General features: G+C 60.7%; 15 protein-coding genes and 4 tRNA genes. 14 read left to right on the top strand and 5 right to left on the bottom strand.

What is annotated here, in order from left to right; genetic code table 11:
- Window position 1: 1 nt before the first annotated feature.
- Window positions 2–1,198, bottom strand: a complete 1,197-nt coding sequence (locus HXW87_RS21600) for an amino acid aminotransferase (protein WP_047293190.1) — start codon at window positions 1,196–1,198, stop codon at window positions 2–4.
- A gap of 337 nt (window positions 1,199–1,535) precedes the next feature.
- Between HXW87_RS21600 and uvrB the strand changes: the two genes are divergently transcribed.
- The gene (uvrB, locus tag HXW87_RS21595; RefSeq protein WP_047293192.1) at window positions 1,536–3,551 is read left to right on the top strand and encodes an excinuclease ABC subunit UvrB; all 2,016 of its coding nucleotides are present in this window, start codon (window positions 1,536–1,538) and stop codon (window positions 3,549–3,551) included.
- A 115-nt stretch (window positions 3,552–3,666) separates the two neighbouring features.
- Here the strand turns inward: uvrB and HXW87_RS21590 are convergent, their stop codons facing one another.
- Complete coding sequence (locus tag HXW87_RS21590) at window positions 3,667–5,157, bottom strand: MDR family MFS transporter (protein ID WP_239779180.1); 1,491 nt, start codon at window positions 5,155–5,157, stop codon at window positions 3,667–3,669.
- 49 nt (window positions 5,158–5,206) lie between these two features.
- Window positions 5,207–6,256: an HlyD family secretion protein gene (locus HXW87_RS21585; protein ID WP_239777716.1), complete on the bottom strand. Its 1,050-nt coding sequence runs from the start codon at window positions 6,254–6,256 to the stop codon at window positions 5,207–5,209.
- 228 nt (window positions 6,257–6,484) lie between these two features.
- Here HXW87_RS21585 and gltX point away from each other — a divergent pair, with 228 nt between their 5' ends.
- The 10 genes from gltX (at window position 6,485) to HXW87_RS21535 (ending at window position 12,503) form a co-directional block, all read left to right on the top strand.
- The gene (gltX, locus tag HXW87_RS21580; RefSeq protein WP_047293199.1) at window positions 6,485–7,966 is read left to right on the top strand and encodes a glutamate--tRNA ligase; all 1,482 of its coding nucleotides are present in this window, start codon (window positions 6,485–6,487) and stop codon (window positions 7,964–7,966) included.
- Window positions 7,967–8,224: 258 nt separating this feature from the next.
- A tRNA-Ala gene (locus HXW87_RS21575) sits at window positions 8,225–8,300 on the top strand.
- Between the two features lie 79 nt (window positions 8,301–8,379).
- Window positions 8,380–8,455 (top strand) — tRNA-Glu (locus HXW87_RS21570).
- A 53-nt stretch (window positions 8,456–8,508) separates the two neighbouring features.
- A tRNA-Ala gene (locus tag HXW87_RS21565) sits at window positions 8,509–8,584 on the top strand.
- Between the two features lie 81 nt (window positions 8,585–8,665).
- Window positions 8,666–8,741: transfer RNA gene (locus HXW87_RS21560), tRNA-Glu, on the top strand.
- 181 nt (window positions 8,742–8,922) lie between these two features.
- Complete coding sequence (locus HXW87_RS21555; protein ID WP_007969225.1) at window positions 8,923–9,462, top strand: TetR/AcrR family transcriptional regulator; 540 nt, start codon at window positions 8,923–8,925, stop codon at window positions 9,460–9,462.
- Window positions 9,463–9,492: 30 nt separating this feature from the next.
- Window positions 9,493–10,326, top strand: coding sequence for an alpha/beta fold hydrolase (locus HXW87_RS21550; RefSeq protein ID WP_131671793.1), 834 nt, complete (start codon window positions 9,493–9,495; stop codon window positions 10,324–10,326).
- A gap of 46 nt (window positions 10,327–10,372) precedes the next feature.
- Window positions 10,373–10,810, top strand: coding sequence for a thioesterase family protein (locus HXW87_RS21545; RefSeq protein WP_047293202.1), 438 nt, complete (start codon window positions 10,373–10,375; stop codon window positions 10,808–10,810).
- A gap of 168 nt (window positions 10,811–10,978) precedes the next feature.
- Window positions 10,979–11,938 carry a tRNA-dihydrouridine synthase gene (locus tag HXW87_RS21540; RefSeq protein ID WP_239777715.1) on the top strand — a complete coding sequence of 320 codons (960 nt, stop codon included), beginning with the start codon at window positions 10,979–10,981 and terminating at the stop codon, window positions 11,936–11,938.
- 121 nt (window positions 11,939–12,059) lie between these two features.
- The gene (locus HXW87_RS21535; protein ID WP_047293206.1) at window positions 12,060–12,503 is read left to right on the top strand and encodes an Hsp20 family protein; all 444 of its coding nucleotides are present in this window, start codon (window positions 12,060–12,062) and stop codon (window positions 12,501–12,503) included.
- Window positions 12,504–12,551: 48 nt separating this feature from the next.
- Here the strand turns inward: HXW87_RS21535 and HXW87_RS21530 are convergent, their stop codons facing one another.
- Both HXW87_RS21530 and HXW87_RS21525 read right to left on the bottom strand, forming a co-directional pair.
- Window positions 12,552–15,830, bottom strand: a complete 3,279-nt coding sequence (locus HXW87_RS21530) for a PAS domain S-box protein (protein ID WP_041066032.1) — start codon at window positions 15,828–15,830, stop codon at window positions 12,552–12,554.
- A gap of 68 nt (window positions 15,831–15,898) precedes the next feature.
- Window positions 15,899–16,789 carry a LysR family transcriptional regulator gene (locus HXW87_RS21525; protein ID WP_041066034.1) on the bottom strand — a complete coding sequence of 297 codons (891 nt, stop codon included), beginning with the start codon at window positions 16,787–16,789 and terminating at the stop codon, window positions 15,899–15,901.
- Window positions 16,790–16,930: 141 nt separating this feature from the next.
- Between HXW87_RS21525 and leuC the strand changes: the two genes are divergently transcribed.
- The 3 genes from leuC to HXW87_RS21510 all read left to right on the top strand — a co-directional run bounded on the left by leuC (window position 16,931) and on the right by HXW87_RS21510 (window position 19,921).
- The gene (leuC, locus tag HXW87_RS21520; RefSeq protein WP_095668812.1) at window positions 16,931–18,349 is read left to right on the top strand and encodes a 3-isopropylmalate dehydratase large subunit; all 1,419 of its coding nucleotides are present in this window, start codon (window positions 16,931–16,933) and stop codon (window positions 18,347–18,349) included.
- Between the two features lie 13 nt (window positions 18,350–18,362).
- Entirely contained in the window at window positions 18,363–19,007 is a 645-nt protein-coding gene (leuD, locus tag HXW87_RS21515; protein WP_047293213.1) for a 3-isopropylmalate dehydratase small subunit, read from the top strand.
- Between the two features lie 146 nt (window positions 19,008–19,153).
- Window positions 19,154–19,921, top strand: a complete 768-nt coding sequence (locus tag HXW87_RS21510) for a class I SAM-dependent methyltransferase (RefSeq protein WP_239777714.1) — start codon at window positions 19,154–19,156, stop codon at window positions 19,919–19,921.
- Window positions 19,922–19,961: the final 40 nt, after the last annotated feature.

Genomic DNA, 19,961 nt, shown 5'->3' with positions numbered 1-19,961 from the left:
ATCAGATGACCTGCACGATCGCATCCGTTACCGCTTTGATGTTGCTCTGGTTCAGTGCCGCGACGCAGATGCGGCCGGTGTCCAGGGCGTAGATGCCGAACTCGTTACGCAGGCGATGCACCTGTTCGGTGGTCAGGCCGGAGTAAGAGAACATGCCGCGCTGACGGCCGACGAAGCTGAAGTCACGCTGCGGGGCTTTCTCGGCCAGCAGGGCGACCATCTGCTCGCGCATGCCGCGAATGCGCAGACGCATTTCTGCCAGTTCGGCTTCCCACTGGGCGCGCAGTTCCGGGCTGTTCAACACGGCGGCGACAACGCTGGCACCGTGAGTCGGCGGATTGGAGTAGTTGGTGCGGATCACGCGCTTGACCTGCGACAGCACGCGCGCGCTTTCTTCTTTCGATTCGCTGACGATCGACAGGGCGCCCACGCGCTCGCCGTACAGCGAGAACGACTTGGAGAACGAGCTCGAAACGAAGAAAGTCAGGCCCGATTCAGCGAACAGACGCACCGCTGCGGCGTCTTCGTCGATGCCGTCGCCGAAACCCTGGTAAGCCATGTCGAGGAACGGCACGTGACCTTTGGCCTTGACCACGTCCAGCACGTTCTTCCAGTCGGCCGGGGTCAGGTCGACGCCGGTCGGGTTGTGGCAGCAGGCGTGCAGCACAACGATCGAGCCGTTCGGCAGGGCGTTGAGGTCGTCGAGCATGCCGGTACGGTTCACGTCGTGAGTGGCGGCGTCGTAGTAACGGTAGTTCTGCACAGGGAAGCCAGCGGTTTCGAACAGCGCACGGTGGTTTTCCCAGCTCGGGTCGCTGATCGCCACGACGGCGTTCGGCAGCAGTTGCTTGAGGAAGTCGGCACCGATTTTCAGCGCGCCGGTACCGCCGACAGCCTGAGTGGTGACGATGCGACCGGCAGCGATCAGCGGCGAGTCGTTACCGAACAGCAGCTTTTGCACGGCCTGGTCGTAGGCGGCAATGCCGTCGATCGGCAGGTAGCCACGGGAGGCGTGCTGAGCAGCGCGAATGGTTTCGGCTTCGATCACCGCGCGCAGCAGGGGAATTCGCCCCTCTTCGTTGCAGTAAACACCTACACCCAGGTTGACCTTGGTGGTCCGGGTATCGGCGTTGAATGCTTCGTTGAGGCCCAGGATTGGATCGCGGGGTGCCATTTCGACAGCGGAGAACAGGCTCATTATTACGGCGGCTCTGAATGGAGAGTGGAGGGACGTGTCGCGCTCCAGCCGAATGCACTAGAGCGGTGCACAAACGGGGAGCTAGTATAGAGGCCATTACTGAGCAATGGCGACAGGCGATTCAGCTTTTCCGGCAAGTTTTTCCGATTATTTCTTGACCGTTAGTCGATTGACTCTGTCAGAGACTTTACCGGATGTAGGACGTTTGCCTTGAAAGGCGAGGCAATCGACTCCACATTGAGCACAATCTTCGTTTTTCCTTGGGCGACAACGGTCGTTTGCGGTCATCCCCGCGGCTCGGCTGTTTTCTGCGCGAGCCGCGATCCCAGAGGTGTGTATGTCCGAATTCCAGCTAGTCACCCGCTTCGAGCCTGCCGGCGATCAGCCAGAAGCGATCCGCCAATTGGTCGAGGGCATCGAAGCCGGGCTGGCGCACCAGACGCTGCTCGGTGTGACCGGCTCGGGGAAGACCTTCAGCATCGCCAATGTCATCTCGCAGGTACAGCGCCCGACGCTGGTGCTGGCGCCGAACAAGACCCTCGCCGCGCAACTGTATGGCGAGTTCAAGGCGTTCTTCCCGAACAACGCCGTCGAATACTTCGTTTCCTATTACGACTACTACCAGCCCGAAGCCTATGTGCCGTCGTCCGACACCTTCATCGAGAAGGACGCGTCGATCAACGACCACATCGAGCAGATGCGTCTGTCCGCGACCAAAGCGTTGCTCGAGCGCAAGGACGCGATCATCGTCACCACGGTGTCTTGCATCTACGGTCTGGGCAGTCCGGAAACCTATTTGAAGATGGTGCTGCACGTCGATCGCGGCGACAAACTCGATCAGCGCGCTTTGCTGCGGCGTCTGGCCGACCTGCAATACACCCGCAACGACATGGATTTTGCCCGGGCGACGTTCCGCGTGCGCGGCGACGTGATCGACATTTACCCGGCCGAATCCGATCTGGAAGCGATCCGCATCGAGCTGTTCGATGACGAGGTCGAGAGCATTTCCGCGTTCGACCCGCTGACCGGCGAAGTCATCCGCAAGATGCCGCGCTTCACCTTCTATCCGAAGAGTCACTACGTGACGCCGCGCGAGACCCTGCTCGACGCCATCGAGGGGATCAAAGTCGAGTTGCAGGAGCGTCTCGAGTACCTGCGCAGCAGCAACAAACTCGTTGAGGCCCAGCGCCTGGAGCAGCGCACCCGATTCGACCTGGAAATGATCCTCGAACTGGGTTACTGCAACGGCATCGAAAACTACTCGCGCTACCTGTCCGGGCGTCCTGCTGGTGCCGCGCCGCCAACGCTTTATGACTATTTGCCGGCCGACGCCTTGCTGGTGATCGACGAATCCCACGTCAGCGTGCCGCAAGTCGGCGCGATGTATAAGGGCGACCGTTCGCGTAAAGAAACCCTGGTGGAATATGGCTTCCGCTTGCCGTCGGCACTGGACAACCGGCCGATGCGTTTTGACGAGTGGGAAGGGGTCAGCCCGCAGACGATTTTTGTCTCGGCGACGCCGGGCAATTACGAGGCCGAGCATGCCGGGCGCGTGGTCGAGCAAGTGGTGCGTCCGACCGGCCTGGTTGACCCGCAGGTTGAAGTGCGCCCGGCGCTGACCCAGGTTGACGACTTGCTCTCGGAAATCACCAAGCGCGTGGCGGTCGAGGAGCGAGTGCTGGTCACCACGCTGACCAAGCGCATGGCCGAAGACCTCACCGATTACCTCGCCGACCACGGCGTGCGCGTGCGCTATCTGCACTCGGATATCGACACCGTCGAGCGGGTCGAGATCATCCGCGATCTGCGCTTGGGCACCTTCGATGTGCTGGTGGGGATCAACCTGCTGCGTGAAGGTCTGGACATGCCGGAAGTGTCGCTGGTAGCGATTCTGGACGCCGACAAGGAAGGCTTCCTGCGTTCCGAACGCTCACTGATCCAGACCATTGGTCGGGCTGCGCGCAACCTCAATGGCCGGGCGATTCTCTACGCCGACCGCATCACCGGTTCGATGGAGCGGGCGATTGGCGAGACCGAGCGTCGTCGCGACAAGCAGATTGCCTTCAACCTCGCCAACGGCATCACGCCCAAAGGGGTGTTCAAGGACGTCGCCGACATCATGGAAGGCGCCACCGTGCCCGGCTCTCGCAGCAAGAAGCGCAAGGGCATGGCCAAGGCTGCCGAAGAAAGCGCCAAGTACGAAGCCGAACTGCGCTCGCCGAGCGAAATCACCAAGCGTATTCGCGCGCTGGAAGAGAAGATGTACCAGCTGGCGCGGGATCTGGAATTTGAGGCAGCGGCGCAGATGCGCGATGAGATTGCCAAGTTGCGCGAGCGGCTTTTGGCGGTTTGAAGCCTGATGCTAAACCTGTAGGAGCTGCCGGAGGCTGCGATCTTTTGATCTTGTTTTTTACAATCAAAAGCAAAAGATCGCAGCCTTCGGCAGCTCCTACAGGGTTGTGTTCAGTTTAATGCGCTTCCCCAGCCTTCAGCCCCTCTGGCAATTTTTTGGTCAACAAAATCGCCAACATGCTGATCCCCAGCGCTATCCCGACAAAGTGAAACGCGTCGTTGTAGGCCATGATCAGCGCCTGCTGATGGACGATCTCGCTCAACTTGCCCAACGCCGCCGTGTCATTGCCAAAGCGGTCGGTCATCGACGCCAGCCGCTCAGCCACTTGCGGATTGGTCGGCACCACCGCCTCGCGCAAATAATCGAAGTAAGTCTTGGTCCGTGCATCCAGCAGCGTGGCGAGCAGGGCAATGCCGATTGCACCGCCGAGGTTGCGCAGGATGTTGAACAGGCTCGATGCCGATCCCGCGTCCTGCGGCAGGATGTAAGCGGTGGCGATCAGCGAAATGGTCACCATGATCAGCGGCTGGCCCAGCGCCCGGATGATCTGGATCTGATTGAACTGCGGCCCGGCGAAATCCGGGTTGAGCACTCCCGACGAAAAACTCGCCAGCCCGAACAGTCCGAAGCCCAGGGTGCACAGCCACTTCGGTGAAACGAACTTCATCAGTTTCGGCACCAGCGGAATCAGGAACAGCTGCGGCACGCCCATCCACATGATCACTTCGCCGATTTGCAGGGCGTTGTAGTTTTGGATCTGCGCCAGGTACAGCGGCAGCAGATAAATCGAGCCATACAAGCCGACACCCATGCCCAGGCTGGAAATGCTCGACAGGCCGAAGTTGCGATTGCGCAGGATGCCGAGGTTGATCAGCGGGTTGGGTTTGGAGACCTGCACGATGACGAAGGTGATCAGGCTGAGGAGGGCGATGCTGCCGAGGGTCACGATCAGGTTCGATTCGAGCCAGTCCTTGCGGTGGCCCTCTTCAAGAAACACCTGCAGGCAACCGAGGCCGACACCGAGGGTGAGAATCCCGGTGTAGTCGGTGCTTTTCAGCAGTTCCCAGTGCGCTTCTTTCTTCTCCAGCCCGTACATCAGCCCGGCGATCATGATCAGCCCCGGCGGAATGTTGATGTAAAAGATGTATTCCCAGCCCCAGTTTTCCGTGAGCCAGCCGCCGAGGGTCGGGCCGATGGACGGAGCAAAGGTCGCGGTCATGGCGAACATTGCCATGCCTTTGGCGCGATGGTGTTCGGGGAGTTTGATCAGGGTCAGGGTGAACGCCAGCGGGATCAGCGCGCCGCCGGTGAAACCCTGCATGGCGCGAAAGACAATCATGCTTTCGAGGCTCCAGGCCATCGAGCACAGCAGCGATGACACCAGAAACCCCAGAGACACCCACACCGCCAAGCGTCGTGCCGAGAGCAACTGCACCAGCCACGCGGTCAGCGGAATCATGATGATTTCCGCTACCAGATAGGAGGTGGAAATCCACGAGCCTTCTTCCAGTGTCGCCGACAGCGCGCCCTGAATGTCCTTGAGCGAAGAGTTGGTGATCTGAATGTCGAGCACTGCCATGAAGGCGCCAAGCATCACGCTCATCACCGCGATCCAGTCCCGCCGGGTCGGTTCGCCGGCCGGGCGGATCAGTTGATCACCGGCCATTGTCTGGGGCGTCTTTGATGTTCACGGTGGCGGTGACCGACATGCCCGGACGGATCTTGCCATGCAACGGATTGTCAGCCTTGAACGTCAATTTCACCGGAATCCGCTGCACGACTTTGGTGAAGTTGCCGGTGGCGTTGTCCGGCGGCAACAGGCTGAACTGCGCACCCGAGGCGGCGAACAGACTGTCGACACGCGCCTCGATCGGCGTGTCGCTGTAGGCGTCGAAAGTCAGTTCGGCTTTTTGGCCGGGGACCATGTGGCCGATCTGGGTTTCCTTGAAGTTGGCCTGCACCCAGATGTCTTCGTCCGGGACGATCGACAGCAGGTACGCGCCGGCCTGCACCACTTGGCCGTTGCGCGCGGCACGCTGGCCGACCATGCCGCTGATCGGCGCGTGGATGTCGCTGCGGGTCAGGTTGAGTTCGGCTTGCGCCAGATCGGCACGGGCGTTGGCGATCTGCGCGTCGAGGCGTTTGATCTCGGCGGTCAGTGCGTTGACCTGCTGGCGCTGACTCTGCGCATCGGCCTGAGCCTTGGCCACTTGCGAGCGGGCGATATGGTTGTCGGCGGAGAGGGTGGTGACCCGTTCCTCGGACACAAAACCAGGCTTGCGCAGGGCTTCAGCGCGAGACAGATCTATCTGCGAACGACCCAGCGATGCCTGGGAGGCGGCCACTTGCGCGTCGCTGGCGGCGATCAGGCTCGATTGCTGAGTCAGTTTGCTTTGCGCCTGCAGGCGCTCGGCTACGCGGGTGGCGAGGGCGGCGCTGGCGCGATCCACGGCCAGGCGGAAATCATTGGGTTCGAGGCGTACCAGCAATTGGCCTTTTTCCACGTGCTGGTTGTCCTGCACCAGCACTTCGTCGATGCGCGCGCTCAACTGGCTGGAGACGCGGGTGATCTCGCCCTGGACATAGGCATTGTCGGTGCTTTCATAAAAGCGTCCCTTGAAAAACCAATGGGCGAAGAAGCCCCCGGCAATCAACAGAACCAGCAGCAGGAAAACGAACAGGCGACGCTTGAGTTGGGCAGGCATGGGCAAACTGTAGTCGAGGAATTGTAAGGAAAGTTATCAGGGGGAGAATCTGGCACGAAGCCGATAAACGGTAAATGCTGTCGACCGATATTCGGCCATTCGCCACGCTCTATGGGCGTTCCAGCCGCAAACTTGGCTTAAATGCCCTGCCCGCTGGAGCGGGGCGGGTGTCGCCTGTTACCATTCGCCGCTTGATTGTTTTGCTTTTCATTCTTTTCGAGACATGCCATGACCACCGTCCGCACTCGCATCGCGCCATCGCCTACCGGGGACCCCCACGTAGGTACCGCTTACATCGCATTGTTCAACTACTGCTTTGCCAAGCAGCATGGCGGTGAGTTCATCCTGCGCATCGAAGACACCGACCAGTTGCGTTCGACCCGCGAGTCCGAGCAGCAGATTTTCGACGCCCTGCGCTGGCTGGGGATCGACTGGAGCGAAGGCCCGGATGTCGGCGGCCCGCACGGCCCGTACCGGCAGAGCGAGCGTGGCGATATCTATCAGAAGTATTGCCAGCAACTGGTGGACATGGGCCACGCGTTCCCATGCTTCTGCACCGCTGAAGAACTGGACCAGATGCGCGCCGAACAAATGGCGCGCGGCGAAACCCCGCGTTACGACGGCCGCGCGCTGCTGTTGTCCAAGGAAGAAGTCGCGGCGCGTCTGGCCGCTGGCGAGCCGCACGTGATCCGCATGAAAGTGCCGACCGAAGGCGTTTGCGTAGTGCCGGACATGCTGCGTGGTGATGTCGAGATCCCGTGGGATCGCATGGACATGCAAGTGCTGATGAAGACCGACGGCCTGCCGACGTACTTCCTCGCCAACGTGGTCGACGACCACCTGATGGGCATCACCCATGTGCTGCGTGGCGAAGAATGGCTGCCGTCGGCGCCGAAACTGATCCTGCTCTACGAGTACTTCGGCTGGGAACAGCCGGAGCTGTGCTACATGCCGCTGCTGCGTAACCCGGACAAGAGCAAGCTGTCCAAGCGCAAGAACCCGACTTCGGTGACGTTCTATGAGCGCATGGGCTTCATGCCCGAAGCGATGCTCAACTACCTCGGTCGCATGGGCTGGTCGATGCCGGACGAGCGCGAGAAGTTCTCGCTGCAGGAAATGGTCGACAACTTCGACCTCAAGCGTGTGTCCCTCGGCGGGCCGATTTTCGACATTGAGAAGCTGTCGTGGCTCAACGGCCAGTGGTTGCGTGACCTGCCGGTGGAGGAATTCGCCGCGCGTGTGCAGAAGTGGGCGTTCAATTCCGAATACATGATGAAGATCGCGCCGCACGTCCAGGGCCGCGTGGAAACCTTCAGCCAGGTTGCACCGTTGGCCGGGTTCTTCTTTGCCGGTGGTGTCAATCCGGATGCCAAGCTGTTCGAGTCGAAAAAGCTCTCGGGCGATCAGGTGCGTCAGTTGATGCAATTGATCCTGTGGAAGCTGGAAAGCCTGCGTCAGTGGGAGAAGGACAGCATCACCGCGACGATTCAGGCGGTGGTCGAATCCCTTGAGCTGAAGCTGCGTGACGCGATGCCGCTGATGTTTGCCGCGATCACCGGGCAGGCCAGTTCGGTGTCGGTACTCGATGCGATGGAAATCCTCGGCCCGGACCTGACCCGTTTCCGTCTGCGCCAGGCGATTGACCTGCTGGGCGGCGTGTCGAAGAAAGAAAACAAAGAGTGGGAAAAGCTGCTGGGCGCCATAGCCTAAGCACTTGTGATTCCCTGTAGGAGCTGCCGAAGGCTGCGATCTTTTGCTCTTGCTTCTAAAGACCAACGGCAAAAGATTGCAGCCTGCGCCAGCCCCTGCAGGTCGGCGGTGTGCGTAAACCTCCCGGATTTTCGGGGGGAAGGCGGTAAGTGATTGTTATGCCGACAAAAAACTTTGAATTTTTTCAAAAATAAGTTTGACAGGCTTTCGATACGCCCTTAAGATTCGCCCCGTCCTCAGCGATGACATCAACGATGAGGGGCTATAGCTCAGCTGGGAGAGCGCTTGCATGGCATGCAAGAGGTCGACGGTTCGATCCCGTCTAGCTCCACCAATTTACACTTTGAAGCCTGGCCACACCGGCTTCGAAGCGATCAACACTCAGCGTTGATCAGTTGTATGGAAGGGTTTGCGTCCCCTTCGTCTAGTGGCCTAGGACACCGCCCTTTCACGGCGGTAACAGGGGTTCGAGTCCCCTAGGGGACGCCAGTTTTACAGAAGCGATGTTGCAAGATGTCGCTCCGCCGCGAGGCGAAAAATCCGGGGCTATAGCTCAGCTGGGAGAGCGCCTGCATGGCATGCAGGAGGTCAGCGGTTCGATCCCGCTTAGCTCCACCAATTTTACAGTTCAAGGTCTGGCCACACCGGCCTTGAATCAGATCAGATCTCAGCACTGATCAGCTGTATAGAAGGGTTTGTGTCCCCTTCGTCTAGTGGCCTAGGACACCGCCCTTTCACGGCGGTAACAGGGGTTCGAGTCCCCTAGGGGACGCCACGATTACCCGCTCTGCGGGATTTATAAGGGTCATTCAATTATTGAATGGCCCTTTTGTTTGTCTGGCGTTTGGCCAACTCTCCATTTTCCTTACACTGTGCTTCAGACCAGCGGTCATATCCTCGACTTGCGGAATATTATTATGCGAATAATATTCTAGGCGTAATATTCGGAGGCAACGATGAACGATAAAAAAGCTCAAACCCGCGAACGCATCCTCAAGGCTGCCAGTGCTGCGCTGATGCAGCGGGGTCCGGCGGATCCCAGCGTAGGCGAAGTGATGGGCGCCGCCGGCCTGACTGTTGGTGGTTTCTACGCGCACTTCGAAAGCAAGGACGCAATGATGCTCGAAGCGTTCAAGCAACTGCTCAGCCGTCGACGCGACCTGATTGCCGACATGGACTCCGAGCTGACCGGCGAAGAGCGTCGCGCCCTGGTTGCTGCGTTCTATCTGTCGCGCAAGCATCGGGATTCCAGCGATGCTGCGTGCCCGATACCGGCTTCGATTGGCGAACTGGGGCGTCTGCCGGAATCCTTCCGCATCGCACTGAACGAACACCTGGAACTGATGATTGCGCAGTTGGCGTCCAGCCCCGAGGACACCGACAAAGCATTGGCCGATGTGGCGTTGATGGTGGGTGGTCTGGCGCTGGCACGCGCGCTGGGCCCGGGCGATTTATCCGATCGATTGCTGCGCGCTGCCAAGTCGGCGGTGCGTTGACCTGAAGGCAATACGCCTGAGGAGAGAGCGATGAACACGTTGAAGTGGGTTCGTGGCGTTAATGGCACCTTGGGCTGGATTGCACCAAAGCGGGTAGCGAGCAAAATGCGCGTAGCGTTCATGACGCCGCGCACGTTGCCGCTGCGCGATTGGGAGCTGCCGCTGCTGGCGAGCTCCGAACGCATCACTTTGCGCTTTGGCCTGTCGGCGCTGCGCTGGGGCCAAGGCCCGGCGGTGCTGCTGATGCACGGCTGGGAAGGGCGACCCACGCAGTTTGCGGCGTTGATCACAGCGCTGGTCGAGGCCGGTTACACCGTCGTTGCCCTTGATGGTCCGGCTCATGGTCGTTCGCCGGGGCGTGAAGCCAACGTCGTACTGTTCGCCCGCGCCATGCTCGAAGCAGCCGCCGAACTGCCACCGCTGCAAGCCGTCATCGGCCACTCCATGGGCGGCGCCAGTGCCATGCTCGCGGTCCAATTGGGGTTGCGTACCGAAACCCTGGTCAGCATCGCGGCGCCCGCACGGATCCTGGGAGTGCTGCGTGGTTTCGCCCGTTACGTCGGCATGCCGCCGCGGGCACGATCCGCCTTCATCCGTCAGGTCGAGCAGGACGTCGGCATGCGCGCCGCCACCCTCGATGTCGCGCACTATCAATTGGATATGCCGGGCCTGATCGTGCATGCCGAGGATGACAATTTCGTCCCGGTCAAGGAATCGCAATTGATCCACGAGTCCTGGTTCGACAGTCGCCTGTTGCGCCTGGAAAGCGGCGGTCACCAGCGCGTACTGGCCGACCCTCGGGTGGTTGATGGCGTGTTATCACTGTTGGCGGGGCGCAGCCTTCAAGCGCGGCAATCGGCCTGACATCCGTTACACTGCCCCGGTTGAATAATCTGACCGGGAGTGGGGCATGGGCTGGGATCGGGCAACGCCGTTCACCATTGATCTGCAAGTAGGCGCCGAGGACATCGACGGGTTGGGCCACGCCAACAATGCGGTGTACGTGACCTGGCTCGAACGCTGCGCCTGGCGTCACTCGCAGCGTCTGGGGCTGGATCTGGTCGAGTACCGGCGCCTGGATCGGGCGATGGCCGTGGTGCGGCACGAAATCGATTACCTGGCGGCGGCCTACGAAGGCGACGAGCTGCAACTGGCAACCTGGATCGTCGATTGGGATCAGCGCCTGAAAATGACCCGGCACTTCCAGCTGATCCGCCCCAGCGACAACGCCACCCTGTTGCGCGCCCAGACCACCTTCGTCTGCATCGAACTGTCCACCGGCAAGCCCAAGCGCATGCCGGCAGAGTTCATCGAGGGTTACGGCCCGGCGATCCAGTCCCCAGCCTGACCCAATCCCTGTAGGCGCTGCCGAAGGCTGCGATCTTTTGATTGTGATCCTTAAAAATCAAAGTCAAAAGATCGCAGCCTGCGGCAGCTCCTACAGGTGGTCGTGGGTTTAACCGGCTTAATCCAGTAAACTGCCGCACGTTTTTTCTTCCTGAGTAGTGTTTTCCCCATGCAAATTGCCCTGGCGCCCATGGAGGGGTTGGTCGACGACATCCTGCGCGACGTGCTGACCCGCGTTGGCGGCATCGACTGGTGCGTGACCGAATTCATTCGGGTCAACGATCAGTTACTCACCCCGGCCTATTTCCACAAGTTCGGCCCGGAGCTGCTCAACGGCGCCCGCACCCGTTCCGGCGTGCCGCTGCGCGTGCAATTGTTGGGTTCCGATCCGGTGTGCCTGGCGGAAAACGCGGCGCTGGCCTGCGAGCTCGGCTCGCAAGTGATCGACCTGAACTTCGGCTGTCCGGCCAAGACCGTCAACAAGTCGCGGGGCGGGGCGGTGCTGCTCAAGGAGCCGGAACTGCTCAACAGCATTGTCGAGCACGTGCGTCGCGCCGTGCCGGCGCACATCCCCGTCACCGCGAAGATGCGCCTGGGTTTCGACAGCCCGGATGGCTCGCTGGTCTGCGCCACCGCGCTGGCCGAGGGCGGCGCCGAACACATCGTGGTTCACGCCCGCACCAAGGTCGATGGCTACAAGCCGCCGGCGCATTGGGAGTGGATTCCGCGGGTGCAGGACGTGGTCAAGGTGCCGGTGTTCGCCAACGGTGATATCTGGAGCATCGAGGACTGGCGCCGCTGCCGCGAGATCAGCGGCGTCGAAGACATCATGCTCGGACGCGGTCTGGTATCGCGCCCGGATCTGGCCAGGCAGATCGCCGCCGCGCGCGCTGGTGAAGACGTGGTCGAGATGAGCTGGGCCGAGCTGCTGCCGCTGATTCAGGACTTCTGGCTGCAAGCCAAGGCGCAGATGACCGCACGCCAATCGCCGGGTCGCTTGAAGCAGTGGCTGGCGATGCTGACGCGCAATTATCCCGAGGCTACCGAGCTGTTTACCGTGCTGCGTCGCGAGACAGAACCGGACCAGGTCTCGCGTTTACTGGGTTTGCCGGTCGCCGAAGCGGCCTGAAAAAAATCTTCAAATACTCTCTTGAAATCATTATGGCGGTCCCTATCTAAGGGTTACGCGATGCCGAATTCGGGTCGCGGAGACACAAAAACTTGCTGATTGTTTTCAGGAGATTTGAACCATGAGTACTGCATTTTCCCTGGCACCACTGTTCCGTTCTTCGGTGGGTTTCGACCGTTTCAACGACCTGTTCGAAACCGCGCTGCGCAACGAGCCAGGCAGCACCTACCCACCCTACAACGTGGAAAAACACGGTGACGATCAATACCGCATCGTCGTGGCGGCCGCCGGTTTCCAGGAAGAAGACCTGGAGCTGCAAGTCGAGAAGGGTGTGCTGACCATCAGTGGCGGCAAGCGTGATGTCAACGAAGGCGTGACCTTCCTGCATCAAGGCATTGCCCAGCGGGCTTTCAAGCTGTCCTTCCGCCTGGCTGATCACATCGAGATCAAGGCCGCCGATCTGAGCAACGGTCTGCTGAGTATCGACCTGTTGCGGGTGATCCCGGAAGAAGCGAAAGCCAAGCGCATCCCGATCAACGGAGCGCAAAAGCCGGTTCTGCAATAAGACCGAGCAATAAAAAAGGGCGCCACTGGCGCCCTTTTTTTGTGCCCGTCATTCGAGCATCTTTTTCAACGCTTCCAGTGCCACCGGCCGACTGTGCAGGTAGCCCTGATACAAATGGCAGCCGAGCCCTTGCAGGAACGCCAGTTGCTCCGGCGTCTCCACGCCTTCGGCAATCACCTCCAGTTCCAGGCTGCGGGCCATGGCGACGATGGCGCGGATGATCTCGGCGTCGTTGGGGTCGGTGGTTGCGTCGCGGATGAACGACTGGTCGATTTTCAGAGTATCGACCGGCAGGCGTTTGAGGTAAGTCAGCGATGAATAGCCGGTGCCGAAATCGTCCATGGCGAAGCTCACACCGAGCTTTTTCAGGCGACGCATTTTGCTGATGGTGTCTTCCAGGTTCTGGATGACGATGCCTTCGGTGATCTCCAGTTTCAGCAGCGAGCAGGGCAGGCCGTGGCTGCTCATGCTGTGTTCGATACGTTCGACGAAGTCGTTCTGGCGGAACTGCCGTGGGCTGATGTTCACGCACAGGCTGAAGTTGAGCGGGTCGACCAGTTTCAGCGCGATCAATTGTTTGAACGCCTCGCAGGCTTCATCGAGAATCCAGGTGCCGACTTCCAGAATCAGACCGCTATCTTCCAGTACCTTGATGAATTCGGTGGGCGATTGCGCGCCGAGTTCCGGGTGGTTCCAGCGCACCAGCGCTTCGGCACCGATGATGCGGTTGTCCTGCGCGTCGACCTGCGGCTGGTAATGCACGTTGAACTCGCCGCGCGACAACGCCAGGCGCAGATCGGTCTCCATGCGCAACCGCTCGCTGGCCGCTTTCTGCATGGTGTTGTGGTACATCTGCGTGGTGTTGCGCCCGGAGTCCTTGGCCCGGTACAGGGCGATGTCGGCGCGCTTGAGCAGGTCGGTCGGGGTCGAGCCGTGGTCGGGAATCAGCGCCACGCCGATACTCGGTGTCACTTGCAGGCGCTGGCCGTCGAGGAACATCGGCTCCGACAGCAGCTCGCGAATGGTGTCGGCCAGCTCGCGCACTTGCGCGCTGACCTCGTTGCGCGTGCCTTCGAGGCCGCTGAGCAGTACCACGAACTCATCGCCGCCGAGACGCGCCACCGTGTCCTCCATGCGCACGCTGGCTTCGAGCCGTGCGGTGATGATTTTCAGCACCGTATCGCCGACCGGATGGCCCAGCGAGTCGTTGATGTGCTTGAAGTGGTCAAGGTCGAGGAACAGCAGCGCACCGCGCAGGTTGTGGCGCTTGAGCAGGGCGATCTGCTGGCTCAGGCGATCCATCAGCAAGGCGCGGTTGGGCAGGTTGGTCAGCGGGTCGTGATAGGCCAGGTGGCGGATCTGCGCCTCGGCATTTTTCAGCAGGCTGACGTCGCGCGCGGTCAGCAGCAGGCACGCGGTTTCGTTGAGGGTGATCGGTTCGATCGACACCTCCACCGTCAGCAACTCGCCGCGCTTGTTGCGTCCGAGCATTTCCTGATGATGCACGCGGCCCTTGATCTGCAGTTCGGCGAGCAGCGCCGAGCGTTGTTTCTCTTCGGCCCAGATGCCGATCTGATACACGGTCTTGCCCACCACCTCGTCGGCGCGATAGCCGGTCAGGCGGCAGAAGCCGTCGTTGACCTCCAGATAGCGCCCGGTGTCGCGCTCGGTGATGGTGATCGCGTCGGGGCTGGAGTGGAACGCCTTGGCAAATTTCTCTTCGCTGGCCTTGAGTGCGGCCTCGGAGCGTTGCTGTTGAGTGATGTCGCGCAGGGTGGTGACGATGCATGGCTGATTGCCAACGCTGATCTGCCGACTGGAAATCACACACGTCAGCGACTGGCCGTCCTTGTGCTGGACGATGATCGCGACATTGCTCAGGCCCTGTTCGCGGATGACGCGTTCGATGCGTTGCAGGCTCTTTGCCGAGGCGTCCCACAGGCCGATGTCCTCGGCGGTGCGCCCGATCACGTCGGCGGCGCTCCAGCCGAAGGTCTGGGTGAAGCTGTTGTTGATTTCGATGAACTCGCCGCTGTCCTGGCGGGTGACGCAGATCGGGTCCGGACTGACCTGAAACAGCGTGGCGAATTTTTCTTCCGAGGCGACCAGACGTTGCTCGCGCTCGACCTGATCGGTGATGTCCAGCAAGGTTCCGGCCATGCGCAGCGGCGCGCCGTTTTCGTCGCGATAGAGGCGGGCGCGGCTTTCCAGATAACGTGAGCTGCCGTCGGGCAGTTGCACGCGATAAGTCAGCTGATAGTTGCCAGCCGGGCCTTCGCGCAGGCTGCGGTAGGCGTCGCGCATGCTGTCGCGCTCTTCGCCGGGCACGCCTTCGAAAAACTCTTCAAATGACTCGTGAAACGGGATCGGTTCCAACCCGTGCAACTGCGCGGCCCGCGCCGAACCGTAGAGCATGCCGCTGGGGATGTGCCAGTCCCAAGTGCCGAGCTGCGCCGAATCCAGCGCCAGATCAAGGCGTTCCTGGCTGTCTTTCAAGGCGTGTTCGGCAGCTTTGCGCTCGGTGGTGTCGAGGAACGTGCTGAGCAGATACGGCTGGCCTTCGAGCTCGACCTTCTGCGCGCTGAGAATGCCGTCATGAATCTGCCCGTTGCTGGCGCGAAACTGCACTTCCATGCTGACCAGTTCGCCTTTGGCCTTGGTCTTTTTCACCAGTTCGGCACGTTGTTCGGGGTGTACCCACAGGCCCAGCTCCAGAGTGGTGCGGCCAATGGCGCTCTGCACCGGCCAGCCGAACAGGCTTTCGAAATACTGGTTGGCCTCGCTGATCAGGCCGTCTTCCTGGCGCGTCAGCAGCACCATGTTCGGGCACAGATGAAAGAGTGTGGCGAAACGTTTCTCCGAGCTGCTGAGGGCCTGTTCGCGTTGACGCTGGTGGGTGATTTCGCGAATCACCCCGATCATTCGGGGACGGCCGTTTTTGTCCGGCAGCAGGCTGCCGCTGATTTCCAGCCAGTGCAGGCTGCCGTCGGGCCAGCGGATACGGTGGTGCATCGCCTGTTCCAGCGGCGCGCCGGCAATCACCGCGTGGAAGGCGCGCACGGTTTTCGCCCGGTCTTCGGGTGGCAGCAGGTCGAGGTATTCGAGGTCTTGGGGCAGCGGTTGCCGTGGATCGAAACCGAACAGCGCCTGAGTGCCCCGTGACCAGCTGATCTGACCACGCTCGATGTCCCAATACCAGGCGCCGAGCCGGGCGCCGTTGAGTGCGGCGAGCAGTTGCGGCGCACTCTCCCAGCTCTGCTCGGAACGTCGCGGATCAATGGCCTGAATACGCGGCATCGGCGGAATTCGGTCAACAGATTTCGGCATTGTTAACGGGCCTTGAGCTGATGGTGGCGTTAGGCACAGGGACAGCGGCTCTATAGGAGTAGCACAAGTTAGCCTGGAGTCCCTGGCAGATCGATTTGCGCATCCAGCAAGGCCATGAAAGCCCTTGCCGCATTCGACAGCGTCCGTTCGGTGTGCACGATATAGCCTAGCTGGCGACTGAGCTGTATGCCCGGCAAAGGTATGCGCGCCACCTGTTCGTCAAGCATGGTACGGGGCAGAACACTCCAGGCCAGACCAATGGACACCATCATCTTGATGGTTTCCAGGTAGTTGGTGCTCATGGCGATGTTCGGCGTCAGCCCTTGGGCTTCGAACAAGCGTTGGACAATGTGATGAGTAAAGGTGTTGCCGCCGGGAAAAACCGCCGGATGACCGGCAACGTCCGCCAGGCTCACGGCGCCATTGCTGATCAGCGAATGCTCCGGCGCTACCACGAAATCCAGCGGGTCGTCCCACACAGGTGTGGCTTTGACCAGTGTGTGCGGCTCCGGGGCCAGAGTGATCACCGCCAGCTCGGCGCGGCCGTGGAGAATTTCTTCGTAGGCCACTTCCGAATCGAGGAACTGAATATCCAGCGCCACTTGTGGGTAGCGGCGGGTGAATTCCCTCAAGAGTGGCGGCAAACGGTGCAGGCCGATGTGGTGACTGGTGGCCAGGGTCAGGCGACCGCTGACTTCACCGGTCAGGTTGGTCAGGGCGCGACGGGTGTCGTCCAGCACGTTGAGAATCTGGTACGCCCGGGGCAGCAGAGCGCGGCCGGCTTCGGTCAGGCCGACTTCACGACCCAGGCGGTCGAACAGCCGCACGTTCAATTGTTGCTCCAGCCCGGCGATGCGTTTGCTGATCGCCGGTTGGGTCAGATGCAGGCGTTCCCCGGCGCCGGAGAAGCTGCCAGTCTCGGCGATGGCGATAAACGCATTGAGGTTGGCCAGATCCATGGTTTGTATTCCAGTTGGTTATCCAAAGCATAAAAAATATGAATTTGAGTTATTTAATGTAACCCCATAGGATCGGCCTCACAAGCCAAAGGGTTATTGATAAGCCCAGGGCATAGAAACAAGCTGATGAGGAACCGTCTGATGGCCGGCAAAACGCTCTACGACAAGCTCTGGGATTCGCATTTGGTCAAGCAGCGCGACGATGGCTCGGCGCTGATCTATATCGATCGTCACATCATCCACGAAGTGACCTCGCCGCAAGCCTTCGAAGGCCTGCGTCTGGCCGGGCGCAAGCCGTGGCGCATCGATGCCAACATCGCGACCCCGGATCACAACGTACCGACCACGCCAGAACGCAAGGGCGGCATCACGGCCATTGCCGACCAGGTCTCGCGTTTGCAGGTTCAGACCCTCGATGACAACTGTGATGAGTACGGCATCGTCGAGTTCAAGATGAACGACATCCGTCAGGGCATCGTCCACGTGATCAGCCCGGAGCAGGGCGCAACCTTGCCGGGCATGACCGTGGTCTGCGGCGACTCGCACACCTCGACCCACGGTGCCTTCGGTGCCTTGGCGCACGGGATCGGCACTTCCGAGGTCGAGCACGTGCTCGCCACCCAGTGCCTGGTCGCGAAGAAAATGAAGAACATGCTGGTACGCGTCGAAGGCCAGTTGCCGTTCGGCGTGACCGCCAAGGACATCGTCCTCGCGGTGATCGGCAAGATCGGCACCGCCGGCGGTAACGGCCATGCCATCGAATTCGCCGGCAGCGCGATTCGTGATCTGTCCGTCGAAGGCCGCATGACCATCTGCAACATGTCCATCGAAGCCGGCGCCCGCGTGGGGCTGGTGGCAGCGGATGAAAAGACCGTCGAGTACGTCAAGGGCCGTCCGTTTGCGCCGAAAGGCGCGCAGTGGGATCAGGCGGTTGAAGCCTGGAAAGACCTGGTCTCCGACGCCGATGCCAAGTTCGACACCGTGGTTGAACTCGACGCTGCGCAGATCAAGCCGCAAGTCAGCTGGGGCACTTCCCCGGAAATGGTGCTGGCCGTTGATCAGAACGTGCCGGATCCAGCCAAAGAGATGGATCTGGTCAAGCGTGACTCGATCGTCCGCGCCCTGAAATACATGGGTTTGAGCGCCAATCAGGCGATCACCGACATTCAGCTGGATCGCGTGTTCATTGGCTCCTGCACCAACTCGCGCATCGAAGACTTGCGCGCTGCAGCCGTGATTGCCAAGGGCCGCAAAGTCGCTTCGACGATCAAGCAGGCCATCGTGGTGCCGGGCTCGGGTCTGGTGAAGGCGCAGGCGGAGGCCGAAGGTCTCGACAAGATCTTCCTCGAAGCCGGTTTTGAGTGGCGTGAGCCGGGTTGCTCGATGTGCCTGGCGATGAACCCGGACCGTTTGGAGTCCGGCGAGCATTGCGCCTCGACCTCCAACCGTAACTTCGAAGGCCGTCAGGGTGCCGGTGGTCGTACCCACCTCGTGAGCCCGGCCATGGCCGCTGCGGCGGCGGTGAACGGTCGTTTCATCGACGTTCGTGAATTGATCTGAAGGAGAGCGCAGCATGAAAGCTTTTACCCAGCACACTGGTCTTGTCGCGCCTCTGGATCGTGCCAACGTCGACACCGACCAGATCATTCCCAAGCAGTTCTTGAAATCGATCAAGCGCACCGGTTTCGGCCCGAACCTGTTCGACGAGTGGCGTTACCTGGATGTCGGCCAGCCGTATCAGGACAACTCCAAGCGCCCGTTGAACAAGGACTTCGTGCTCAACGCCGAGCGTTATCAAGGCGCCAGCGTGTTGCTGGCCCGTGAGAACTTCGGTTGCGGCTCCAGCCGTGAACACGCCCCGTGGGCGCTGGAAGAATACGGTTTCCGCAGCATCATCGCGCCGAGCTACGCCGACATCTTCTTTAACAACAGCTTCAAGAACGGCTTGCTGCCGATCATTCTGAGCGACGCTGAAGTCGATGAGCTGTTCAAGCAGGTCGAGGCCGCGCCGGGCTATCAGTTGCAGATCGATCTGCACGAGCAGACCGTGACCAGCCCGAACGGCAAGGTGTACCACTTCGAGATCGACGCGTTCCGCAAGCATTGCCTGCTCAATGGTCTGGATGATATCGGCCTGACCTTGCAGGACGGCGATGCGATTGCCGCGTTCGAGGCCAAGCATCGTGTGAGCCAGCCGTGGTTGTTTCGCGACGCGTGATTGATTCGTGATTGATGTAGTCAGAGCTGGCCCCATCGCTGGCAAGCCAGCTCCCACAGGTTTTGTGAACGCTGCAAATCAATGTGGGAGCTGGCTTGCCAGCGATGAGGCCGGAACAGGCATCCCAAGATCAAAAGGAAGTCCCTATGACCAGCACCGCCCAGCACAGTCAGGTTGTACAAAAGCAATTCGGTGAACAGGCCGCCGCCTACCTGAGCAGCGCCGTTCACGCTCAAGGCACCGAATTCGCGCTGCTACAGGCTGAACTGGCCGGGCAGGGCGCGGCCCGGGTGCTGGACCTGGGGTGCGGCGCCGGTCATGTGAGTTTTCATGTGGCACCGCTGGTCAAGGAAGTGGTGGCCTACGACTTGTCGCAGCAAATGCTCGATGTGGTCGCCGCCGCAGCGGTTGATCGCGGTTTTGCCAACATCTCCACGGTCAACGGCGCCGCCGAGCGTCTGCCGTTTGCCGATGGCGAATTCGATTTCGTGTTCAGCCGTTATTCGGCGCACCATTGGAGCGACCTCGGCGTGGCCCTGCGTGAAGTGCGTCGGGTGCTGAAACCGGGTGGTGTGGCGGCGTTCGTTGACGTGTTGTCACCGGGCAACCCGTTGTTCGACACCTATTTGCAGAGCGTTGAAGTGCTGCGCGACACCAGCCATGTGCGCGATTATTCTGCCGGCGAGTGGCTGCGTCAGGTCAGCGAGGCCGGGCTGCATACCCGCAGCACCACGCGTCAGCGTCTGCGTCTGGAGTACAGCAGCTGGGTCGAGCGCATGCGCACGCCCGAGGTGATGCGCGCGGCGATTCGCCAGTTGCAGCAGTCGATGGGCAACGAAGTGCGCGAATATTTTGAGATTGATGCCGACGGCTCGTTCAGTACAGATGTAATCGTATTGATGGCTGAGCGCTAAGAATTTTTCCGGGCGCGCCCTGAGTGGCGCACCGACTGAT

This window comes from Pseudomonas sp. Y5-11 (genome assembly GCF_022368695.1).
In the GTDB taxonomy this organism is placed as follows: Bacteria; Pseudomonadota; Gammaproteobacteria; order Pseudomonadales; family Pseudomonadaceae; genus Aquipseudomonas; species Aquipseudomonas parakoreensis.
The sequence above is the reverse complement of the archived record's forward strand: the minus strand, read 5'-3'. Positions and strand labels throughout refer to the sequence as shown.